At 73.4% G+C, this 11060-nt stretch carries 2 protein-coding genes; both read left to right on the forward strand.

Annotated elements, in window-relative coordinates; genetic code table 11:
• On the forward strand, window positions 1-9585 hold a 9585-nt coding region (locus ACZ7DL_RS38615), incomplete at its 5' end, for an SDR family NAD(P)-dependent oxidoreductase (RefSeq protein ID WP_470781691.1).
• 101 nt (window positions 9586-9686) lie between these two features.
• Window positions 9687-11060 (forward strand): type I polyketide synthase (locus ACZ7DL_RS38620; RefSeq protein WP_470781693.1); only part of this gene is annotated, 1374 nt, incomplete at its 3' end.

An 11060-nucleotide genomic window follows, 5' to 3' on the forward strand; every position in this document is an offset into this window, starting at 1 on the left:
GAAGCCGCGGGCTGCCGCACCACACGGCTGCACGTCTCCCACGCCTTCCACTCCCCCCTCATGCAGCCCATGCTCGACGACTTCCGCGAAGTCCTGGAGCAGGTCACCTACCAAAGCCCGACTCTCACCGCTGTCTCATCCGTGACCGGCGAGACCGTCACCGACGAATGGACCACCCCCGACTACTGGGTCCACCAGGTCCGCCAGCCCGTCCGCTTCGCCGACACCCTCACCACCCTCACCGACACCGGGACAACCACCCTCCTGGAGATCGGCCCCGACGCCGTACTCACCACACTCGCCACCAACCAACTCCCCACCACCGTCCGCCCGATCGCGACGCAACGCCGTAACCAGCCCCAGGCGACAGCGCTCCTCACCGCCCTCGCCACCACCTTCACCCACGGCCACACCCTCAACTGGGACGCCTACTACACCCCCGCACACCCCCACACCACACCCCTCCCCACCTACCCCTTCCAGCGTCAGCACTACTGGCTGGCACCGCCGGCCACCGTCGGCCTTGTCACCCTCAACCATCCCTTCCTCACCAGCGCGGTCAACCTCGCCGACGGCGGAGTGATTCTCACCGGGCGGCTGTCCCTGCACACGCACCCCTGGCTCGCCGACCACGCGATCCTGGGATCGGTGCTGCTGCCGGGTACCGCCTTCCTGGAACTGGCGCTCTTCGCCGCCGATTTCGCGCGGTGCGATCAGATCGACGACCTCACGCTGACGACTCCGCTGGTGCTGCCCGAGTCGGGGGCCGTGCTGGTGCAGGTCAGTCTGTCCGCGCCGGATGAGGCGGGGCGTCGGGAGATCGGCGTGCACGCGCGTCCCGAGCGGCGTGCGCAGGACGGTGACGAGGAGCCGGTCTGGACGCAGCATGCCGCCGGCGCCGTCTCGGCAGGCGGGGACGGACCCCGTCACCCGGACACGGACGGGGCGGAGGACGGCTCCACGGTCGATCTGGGCGGGGTGTACGAGCGGCTGGCCGAGACCGGCTATGACTACGGCCCGGCCTTCCGTGGCCTGCGTCAGGTGTGGCGGGGCGGCCACGACGCGCTGTCCGCCGATATCGGACTCGCCGGTGAGGAGGCCGGCCGGGGCGAGCTGTTCACCCTGCATCCCTCCCTGCTGGACGGCGCTCTGCATCCGCTGCTGCCCGGAGTGGTGGACGACTCCCGCCCCTCGGGGCTGCCCTTCTCCTGGTCCGGGGTGCGGCTGTACGCCACGGGGGCGTCCGATGTGCGCGTCGAGTACCGGTGGACCGGCTCCGACAGTGTTCGGCTGACGGTGCGGGACGCCGAGGACGGAGCGCCGGTGGTCGAGGTCGACTCGCTCGTGTGGCGCCCGCTGTCGCGGGATGCCCTGCGCTCGGCGGGGGCCGGGACGCGTCGTTCGCTGTTCCAGGTCGACTGGACGGCGCTTGCCGTGGAGCCGGGGGTGTCTGCCGGCGCGGACATGGCGGACGCCGTGGCGTGGGACGAGTGGGTTGATTCGGCCCTGCCGGCGGTGCCGCTGGTGCGCTTCGACGTCGTCCCCGCGGCGGCCGGCTCCGTGGCCGAGGCGGCCCGGTTGACGGCTCAGCGGGTGTTGGAGGTCCTGCAGCGCTGGCTGGGTGACGAGCGGGCCGAGTCCGGGCAGGAGCCGGGTCGGCTGGTCTTGGTCACGGCGGATGCGGACGATCCGGCGGTGGCGGCCGCCTGGGGTCTGGTGCGGTCCGCGCAGACGGAGAACCCCGGCCGGTTCGTTCTCGTGGAGGCGGCCGCCGGGGTGGCGGTGGAGCTGCTGTCCGCCGCGGTGGCGAGCGGGGAGCGGGAGCTGCGGCTGCGGGACGGCGCCGCCCTGGTGCCGCGCCTGGTGCGGGCGGCCGGCGGACTGTCCGAGCCCGGCCGGCTGGATGCCGACGGCACGGTGCTGATCACCGGCGCCGGCGGAACGCTGGCCCGGCTGTTCGCCCGGCATCTCGCGTCGGTCCACGGGGTGCGCGGTTTCCTGCTGGTCAGCCGTCGCGGGCTGGAGGCGCCCGGTGCGGCGGAGCTGGAGGCCGAGCTGCGTGATCTGGGCGCGGACGTCACCACCGCGGCCTGTGATGTCGCGGATCGCGACGGGCTTGCCGCGGCGCTGGCGCTGGTGCCTGCGGAGCGCCCGCTGACCGCCGTGGTGCACTGCGCCGGAACCCTCGACGACGGTGTGGTCACGTCCCTCGATCCCGAGCGCCTCGAAGCCGTACTGCGTCCGAAGGTGGACGGGGCATGGCAGCTGCACGAGCTGACCCAGGACCTGGCCCTGTCCGCGTTCGTGCTCTTCTCGTCGGTCTCCGGGCTGTTCGGTGCCGCGGGCCAGGCCAACTACGCGGCGGGCAACGCGTTCCTCGACGCGCTGGCCGCGCGGCGCCGGGCCGCCGGGCTGCCCGCCACCTCGCTGGCGTGGGGCCTGTGGGACCCCTCCGGCGGCATGGCGGAGCATCTGAGCAACGCCGACCTGGTGCGGATGGCTCGGCTGGGAGTCGGCCCGCTCGGGCACGCGGAGGGCACCGAGCTGTTCGACCTCGCCCTGGCGCAGGACCGGGCGCTCCTGGTGCCGATGCGGTTCGACGCGGCGCTGCTGGGCGACGGGCACGACGAGGTTCCGGCTCTGGTGCGGCAGTTGGTGCACAGGCCGGTGCGGGAGCTGCGCCGGGAGGCCCGCGTGCGGCCGGCCGGGGCGGCCCGGCAGTGGGCCGAGATCCCGGCCGAGGAGCGTGAGCGGACTGTACACCGGCTGGTGCGTGCGCAGGTCGCCGGTGCCCTGGGCCGCGGTGACGTGACGGCCGTCGATGACGAGCGGGCCCTGAAGGAGCTGGGGTTCGACTCGCTGATCTCGGTGGAGCTGCGCAACCGGCTGGCCTCCGCGACCGGTCTGCGGCTGCCCACGACGCTGGTCTTCGACCGGCCCACCGTGCGCGCCCTGACCGAGTATCTGGTGCAGGAGCTGTTCGGCGCCGAGCAGGAGGCGTCGGCCGCGTCCCCGTCCTCGTCGGCGGCCGTCGCTGCCGACGAGCCGATCGCGATCATCGGCATGGCCTGCCGTTATCCCGGCGGGGTGAGTTCGCCCGAGGATCTGTGGCGGCTGGTGGCCGACGGGGTGGATGCCATCTCCGGGTTCCCGACCACGCGGGGCTGGGACGAGGATCTGTACGACCCCGACCCGGACACGCCGGGCAGGAGTTACGTCCGGGAGGGCGGGTTCCTGCACGAGGCGGGCGAGTTCGACCCGGCGTTCTTCGGGATCTCACCGCGTGAAGCCCTGAGCATGGACCCGCAGCAGCGCCTGCTGCTGGAGACCGTGTGGGAGGCCGTGGAACGCGCGGGCATCGACCCGACGTCGCTGCGCGGCACGCAGACCGGCGTGTTCGCCGGGACGATGTACCACGACTACGCGCCTCCGGTCGGCACGATGCCGGAGGAGCTGGAGGGCATCCTGCTGACGGGCAACACCGGCAGTGTGATGTCCGGTCGGCTGTCGTACGTCTTCGGGCTGACCGGTCCAGCGGTGACCGTGGACACCGCCTGCTCGTCGTCGTTGGTGGCCATGCACCTGGCCGCGCAGGCGCTGCGCTCGGGCGAGTGCTCGATGGCGCTGGCCGGCGGTGTGACCGTGATGTCGACGCCCGGCACCTTCGTGGAGTTCAGCCGGCAGCGGGGGCTGTCGCCCGACGGCCGCTGCAAGTCGTTCTCCGCCGACGCCGACGGCACCGGCTGGGGCGAGGGTGCGGGCATGCTGCTGCTGGAGCGGTTGTCCGACGCGGAGCGGCTCGGCCATCGGGTACTGGCCGTGGTGCGCGGCTCCGCGGTGAACCAGGACGGCGCCTCCAACGGCCTGACCGCGCCCAATGGTTCGTCCCAGCAGCGGGTGATCCGCCAGGCCCTGGCCAATGCGGGGCTGTCCACCACCGATGTGGACGTCGTGGAGGCGCACGGCACGGGTACGAAGCTGGGTGACCCCATCGAGGCAGAGGCGCTCCTCGCCACCTACGGCCAGGGCCGGGGCGCGGACGAGCCGCCGTTGCTGCTGGGTTCGCTGAAGTCGAACATCGGCCATACACAGGCCGCGGCCGGTGTCGGCGGTGTGATCAAGATGGTGATGGCGATGCGCGCCGGGATGGTTCCCCGGACGCTGCACGTCTCGGAGCCCTCACCGTTCGTGGACTGGTCCGCCGGGGCGGTGGAGCTGGTGACCGAGGGGCGTGCCTGGCCGGAGACGGGCCGGGTGCGGCGGGCGGCGGTGTCGTCGTTCGGTATCAGCGGCACCAACGCGCATGTCGTCCTGGAGCAGCCCGCCGCCGCTGCGGTGGTGGCCGCCACGGCCGAGGAGAGCACGCCGTCCGAGGCCGCCGTGCCGCGGGACGGCTCCGCGCCGGAAGCCGTGTCCGGCGGTGATCTCGTACCGCTCGTCGTATCCGGGGTCGGCGAGGCGGCGCTGGCGGCTCAGGCGGAACGTCTGGCGCGCCTTCTCGAGGAGCGTCCGGAGCTGGACCCGGCCGATGTGGGCCGGGCGCTGGTCACGGATCGGTCGCTGTTCGAGCAGCGGGCCGTGGTCCTCGGATCCGACCGGGCCGGTCTGCTGGCGGGGCTGCGGGCGGTGGCCGAACCGGTCGTGCCGGCGAACGTCGTCAAGGGGAGCGCGGCGCGAGGCCGTGACAAGGTGGTCTTCGTCTTCCCGGGGCAAGGCGCCCAGTGGGCGGGCATGGCCGATGGCCTGCTGGCGGCCTCACCGGTGTTCGCGGAGTCGATGCGGCAGTGCGACGCCGCCCTGTCGCGGTACGTCGACTGGTCGTTGCTGGAGGTGGCGTCGGGGGCGCAGGGTGCTCCCGGCATGGAGCGGGTGGACGTCGTACAGCCGCTGCTGTTCTCGGTGATGGTCTCGCTGGCCGCCGTATGGCGTTCGCTCGGTGTCGAGCCGGCGGCGGTCGTGGGGCACTCCCAGGGCGAGATCGCCGCGGCCTGCGTGTCCGGAGCGCTGTCCCTGGACGACGCGGCGCGCGTGGTCGCGCTGCGCAGCCAGGCGCTGCTGGAGCTGGCCGGGCAGGGCGGCATGATGTCGATCCCGCTGCCGGCGGACACGGTTCGGGAGCGGCTGGCCGCCTTCGACGGCCGGCTGTCGGTGGCCGCGGTCAACAGCCCGGCGGTCACGGTGGTCTCCGGCGACCTCCAGGCTCTGGACGCGCTGCACGACGAACTGCGCGACGAGGGAGTGCGGGTCCGCAAGATCGCGGTGGACTACGCCTCGCACTCGGCGCACGTGGACCGGGTGCGTGACCGGCTGGCCGAGTTGCTCGGCCCCATCCGTCCCGAGCGGGCGCGGATCCCGCTCTACTCCACGTTGACCGGGCAGTGGCTGGGCGACGACCTGATGGACGCGGACTACTGGTTCCGCAACCTGCGCCGGACGGTGCGCCTGGAGCAGGCCGTGCGGGGCCTGCTCGACGAGGGCCACGACGTGTTCCTGGAGATGAGCCCGCACCCGGTGCTGGTGCCGGGCATCGAGGAGACCGTCGCGGACGCGGGGCGCGAGGCGCTGGTGACCGGGTCGCTCAAGCGTGACGGCGGTGGCCTCGACAGGCTTCTCGCCTCGGTCGCGCAGGTCTTCACCAGTGGTGTCCCGGTCGACTGGACGGCCGCGCTGCCGGCCGGTGGCGGCCTCCCGGTCGACCTGCCCACCTACGCCTTCCAGCGGCAGCACTTCTGGCTGGCGCCGGGCCGGCGTACCGCCGACGTCTCCGGCAGCGGCCTCGCCCCGACCGGTCATCCGCTGCTCGGTGCGGCGGTGGACATGGCGGACGGCGGCGGGGTGGTCCTGACCGGGCAGCTGTCGCGGCGTGCCCTGCCGTGGATCGCCGATCACGCCGTGTTCGGTTCGGTGCTGCTGCCGGCGACCGGCTTCCTGGAACTCGCCGTCCGGGCCGGCGACCAGGTCGGCTGCGGCACGGTCGAGGAACTGACGCTGTGGGCCCCGCTGGTCCTGCCCGAGACGGGCGAGGTCCAGGTCCAGGTCGTCGTGGCCGAAGCGGACGAGCGGGGCCGGCGGGAGCTGACCGTCTACTCCCGTCCCCAGGGCGGCGATCTCTGGACGCGCCACGCCGAGGGCATCCTGGGCAGCGATGCCGCCCGGCCGGAGCCGCTCACCGGGGCCTGGCCGCCGGCCGGCGCCGACCGGGTCGACCTGGAGGGGGTGTACGAGCGGCTGGCGGGTCTCGGCTACCGGTACGGCCCCGAGTTCCAGGGGCTGCGCGCCGCCTGGCGGGCCGGTGACGACGTCTACGCCGAGGTCGAGCTGGGCGGCCGGGAGGCCGACCGGGCCGGGGACTACGTGCTGCACCCGGCCGTACTGGACGCCGCGCTGCACCCGCTGCTGCCCGGCGTGGTCGACGGCGAGCTGCTGCCCGGCCTGCCGTTCTCCTTCGCCGGGGTCACCCTCAGGGCGGCCGGCGCGTCGGTCCTGCGGGTGCGGCTGACGATCACCCGTCGGGACGAGGGCCGCCCCACGGCGACGCTCGTGCTCGCCGACGGGTCCGGAGCCGTGGTCGGCTCGGTCGACGAACTCGTCCTGCGCCCGCTGGACGAGCAGGCCCTGCGTGACGCCACCGGGGTGGCCAAGGAGTCCCTCTTCCAGCTGGACTGGGCGCCGCTGCCCGGCACCGAAGCCCCGGCTCCGGCGTCCTGGGCGACGCTGGGCGCCCCGGTTCCCGGACTGGGCGAAGCGCACCGGGACCTGGCCGCGCTGGCCGCCGCCCTGGACGCGGGTGCACCGGCGCCGGACGCGGTGGTCCTCACCGCCCTGGCGCCGGCAGCGGCGGGGCCGGCCGCCGCACCGGACTCGGCGGCCGGGGACGGCCTGGGCGATGTGCCCGGCGCCGTCGGCGCGGCCACCCGGCGGATGCTGGAGGTGCTGCGGGGCTGGCTGGCGGAGGAACGGCTGGCCGGGTCCCGGCTGGTGGTGCTCACCAGCGGGGCGGTCGCCCGCCCCGAGGAGGCGCTGACCGACCTGGAGCACGCGGGTGTGTGGGGCATGGTGCGTACGGCGCAGACCGAGAATCCCGGCCGCCTGGTCCTGGTCGACCTGGACGATCCGGCGCGGGCGGCGGACGTACTGCCCCGGGCCCTGGCGGCCGGGGAGCCGCAGCTGATGGTGCGCGGCGAGGAGATGTTCGCGCCGCGGCTGGGCCGCGCCGTGCACACCGATGTGCGCACCCCGCCCTCCGACGTGGACGCCTACCGGCTGGTCCTCACCGACAAGGGCACCCTGGAAGGTCTGTCGTTCGTGCCCTGCCCCGAGGTGCGGGAACCGCTCGCGGAGGGCAAGGTCCGGATCGCGGTGCGGGCCGGCGGTCTGAACTTCCGTGACGTGCTGATCGCGCTGGGCATGGTCGACCAGCGGCACGCGCTGATGGGCGCCGAGGGAGCGGGCGTCGTGCTGGAGGTGGGGCCCGGCGTGGTCGATCTGCGGCCGGGCGACCGGGTGATGGGCTACTTCGACGGAGCGTTCGCCCCGGTGGCCGTGGCCGACCGGCGCCTGGTGGCCCGGATGCCACGGGGCTGGACGTACGCGCAGGCCGCTTCGGTTCCGGTGGTCTTCCTCACCGCGTACTACGGGCTGGTGGACCTGGCCGGGGTGCGGCCCGGCGACAAAGTGCTCATCCACGCCGCGGCCGGCGGCGTCGGTATCGCCGCCGTCCAGCTCGCCCGGCACCTGGGCGCCGAAGTCTTCGGCACCGCCAGTCCGGGCAAGTGGGACACCCTGCGGGCCCTGGGCCTGGACGACGACCACATCGCCAACTCCCGGACGCTGGACTTCCACGACGCCTTCCGGACCGCGACCGGCGGTCATGGCGTGGACGTGGTCCTCAACTCCCTGTCCGGCACGTTCGTGGACACCTCGCTGCAGCTGCTCGCCGACGGCGGGCGGTTCCTGGAGATGGGCAAAACCGACATCCGCGATGCCCGGCAGGTGGCGCGCTCCCATCCCGGCGTCACCTACCGGGCCTACGACCTGACCGCGCTCGCGCAGGTCGAACCCGGCGCGGAGGGAGCCGTACCCGAACGCCTGCAGGAGATTCTGGTGGAGGTGCTGGGCCTGTTCGAACAGGGGGTGCTGCGGCCGCTGCCGATCACCACCTGGGACGTGCGCCGGGCACCGGAGGCGTTCCGCTTCCTGTCCCAGGGCCGGAACGTCGGCAAGATCGTGCTGACCGTCCCCGCGCCGCTCGACCCCGAGGGTACGGTGCTGGTGACCGGCGGTACCGGCGGCCTCGGCGCCCTGCTCGCCCGCCACCTCGTCACCGAACACAAGGCCCGCCACCTGCTGCTCGTCAGCCGACGCGGACCCGCCGCCGAAGGCGCCACCGAACTACGCGAGGAACTCACCCGCCTCGGCGCCGACGTCGACATCACCGCCTGCGACGTCACCTCCCGCGACGCCCTCGCAGCACTCCTGGACACCATCCCCGACCAGCACCCCCTCACCGCCGTCATCCACACCGCCGGCATCCTCGACGACAGCACCCTCCCCCACATGACCCCCGAACTCCTCGACAAGGTCCTCCGGCCCAAGGTCGACGCCGCCTGGCACCTGCACGAACTCACCAAGGACCGCGACCTGTCGGGCTTCGTCCTCTACTCGTCCTTCGCCGGCCTCCTCGGCACGCCGGGTCAGGCCAACTACGCGGCGGCCAACGCCTTCCTCGACGCCCTGGCCCACCAGCGCCGCATGCTCGGTCTCCCGGCGACATCGCTCGCCTGGGGTCTGTGGGCCCAGGCAAGCGGCATGACCGGGCACCTGGACGACGCCGACATCCGGCGCATGGCCCGCAGCGGGCTGCTCCCGCTGTCCGCCGAGGAGGGCATGGCTCTCTACGACCATGCCGACCGGCTCGGCCGGGCCGTCCTGGCGCCCACCCGCCTGGACACCACGGCCCTGCGCACGCAGGGCGACCAACTGCCCGCGCTGCTGCGGAACCTGGTCACCGTGACGGCGCGCCGCTCCGCCACCGGCGGCGGCCGAGGCGAGCAGCCCGCGTCCCTGGCCGGCCGGCTCGCCGAGGTTCCGCCGGCCATGCGCCGCCAGACCCTGGTGGACCTGGTGTGCGACCAGGTCGCGGCCGTCCTCGGCCACGCGGACCCGAGCGCGCTGGACCGGAACCGGGCCTTCAAGGAGCTGGGCTTCGACTCACTGACCTCGGTCGAACTGCGCAACCGCCTCACCGCGATGAGCGGCCTGCGGCTGCCGACCACCTTGGTCTTCGACTATCCGACCCCCGACGAACTCGCCGAGTACCTGCTGGAACACCTGGAGGTGAACGGCGGCGACGGCCCGGCGCAACCGGCCGACGAGCAGCTCCTCGCCGAGCTCGACCGCCTGGAGGCCGGCCTGCTGGCCAAGCAGGCGGACGAACCGGTGCGGGACGAGATCACCGACCGGCTACGGCGGCTGCTGGACGCCGTGGGCGCGTCGGCCGCCGAATCGGACAAGCGCCGGCGCGAAGCCGAACTGGATGCCGCCAGCGACGACGAGTTGTTCGCCCTCGTCGACGAACTGGACTGACCGCCGCACCCCCGATGGCCGCACGCGGGGCGGAGTACGCCACCCGCCCCGCGCGGCCCTTCCCCCACCACTGCCGCATCTCACTCCTGGGAGCTGAAACCGTGTCTGACGAGGACAAGCTTCGGACCTACCTCAAGCGGGCCATCGCCGACGCCCAGGACGCGCGCGCACGGCTGCGCGAAGTGGAGGCGCGGTCGTCGGAGCCGCTGGCCATCGTCGGCATGGCCTGCCGGTTCCCCGGCGGCGTGCGCTCCGCGGAGGAACTGTGGCAGCTGGTCACGGCAGGCGGGGACGCGGTCTCGGCGTTCCCGACAGACCGGGGCTGGGACCTGGAGGCCCTCTTCGACCCGGACCCCGACCGTTCGGGGACGAGTTACGCATGGGAAGGCGGCTTTCTCCAGGAAGCGGCACACTTCGACGCGGAGTTCTTCGGCATCTCCCCGCGCGAGGCGCTGGCCATGGACCCGCAGCAGCGCGTCGTGCTGGAGACGGCCTGGGAAGCGGTGGAACAGGCCGGCATCAGCCCGGCGTCCCTGCGTGCCACACCGACCGGCGTCTACATCGGAGCCACCGGACAGGACTACGGCCCCCGTCTGTACGAGGCCCCCGAGGAGGTGGAAGGCGATCTGCTCACCGGCACCACGTCCAGCGTGATGTCCGGGCGGATCGCCTATCACCTGGGTCTGACGGGGCCCGCGGTCACCCTCGACACGGCCTGCTCGTCGTCCCTCGTGGCGCTGCACCTGGCCGCGCAGGCACTGCGGGCCGGCGAGTGCACCCTCGCGCTCGTTGGCGGGGTCATGGTGATGTCCACTCCCGGTACGTTCGTGGAGTTCAGCCGGCAGCGGGGACTGTCGCCGGACGGCCGCTGCAAGGCGTACTCCGCGTCGGCGGACGGCACGGGCTGGTCCGAGGGCGTCGGCATCCTGCTGGTGGAGCGCCTCTCCGACGCGCGGCGCAAGGGCCACCAGGTGCTGGCCGTGGTGCGCGGCTCGGCGATCAACCAGGACGGCGCCTCCAACGGCCTGACCGCGCCCAACGGCCGATCACAGCAGCGCGTGATAGGCCAGGCGCTCAAGGCCGCCGGTCTCTCGCCCTCCGAGGTGGATGTGGTGGAGGGCCACGGCACCGGCACCAAGCTCGGCGACCCCATCGAAGCCGAAGCCCTGCTCGCCACCTACGGCCAGAACCGCCCCGCCGACCGGCCCCTCCTCCTCGGCTCCATCAAGTCCAACATCGGCCACACCCAGCACGCGGCCGGCGTCGCCGGCATCATCAAAATGGTCATGGCCATGCGCGAGGGCGTGGTCCCGCGCACGCTCCACGCGGACGAACCGTCCCCGCACATCGACTGGACCAGCGGAGCCGTCGAACTCGTCCGCGAACAACAGCCCTGGCCGACCACGGACCGCCCACGCCGGGCCGGTGTCTCCTCCTTCGGCGTCAGCGGCACCAACGCCCACGTCATCATCGAA

The organism is Streptomyces sp. NPDC036984, from assembly GCF_055607665.1.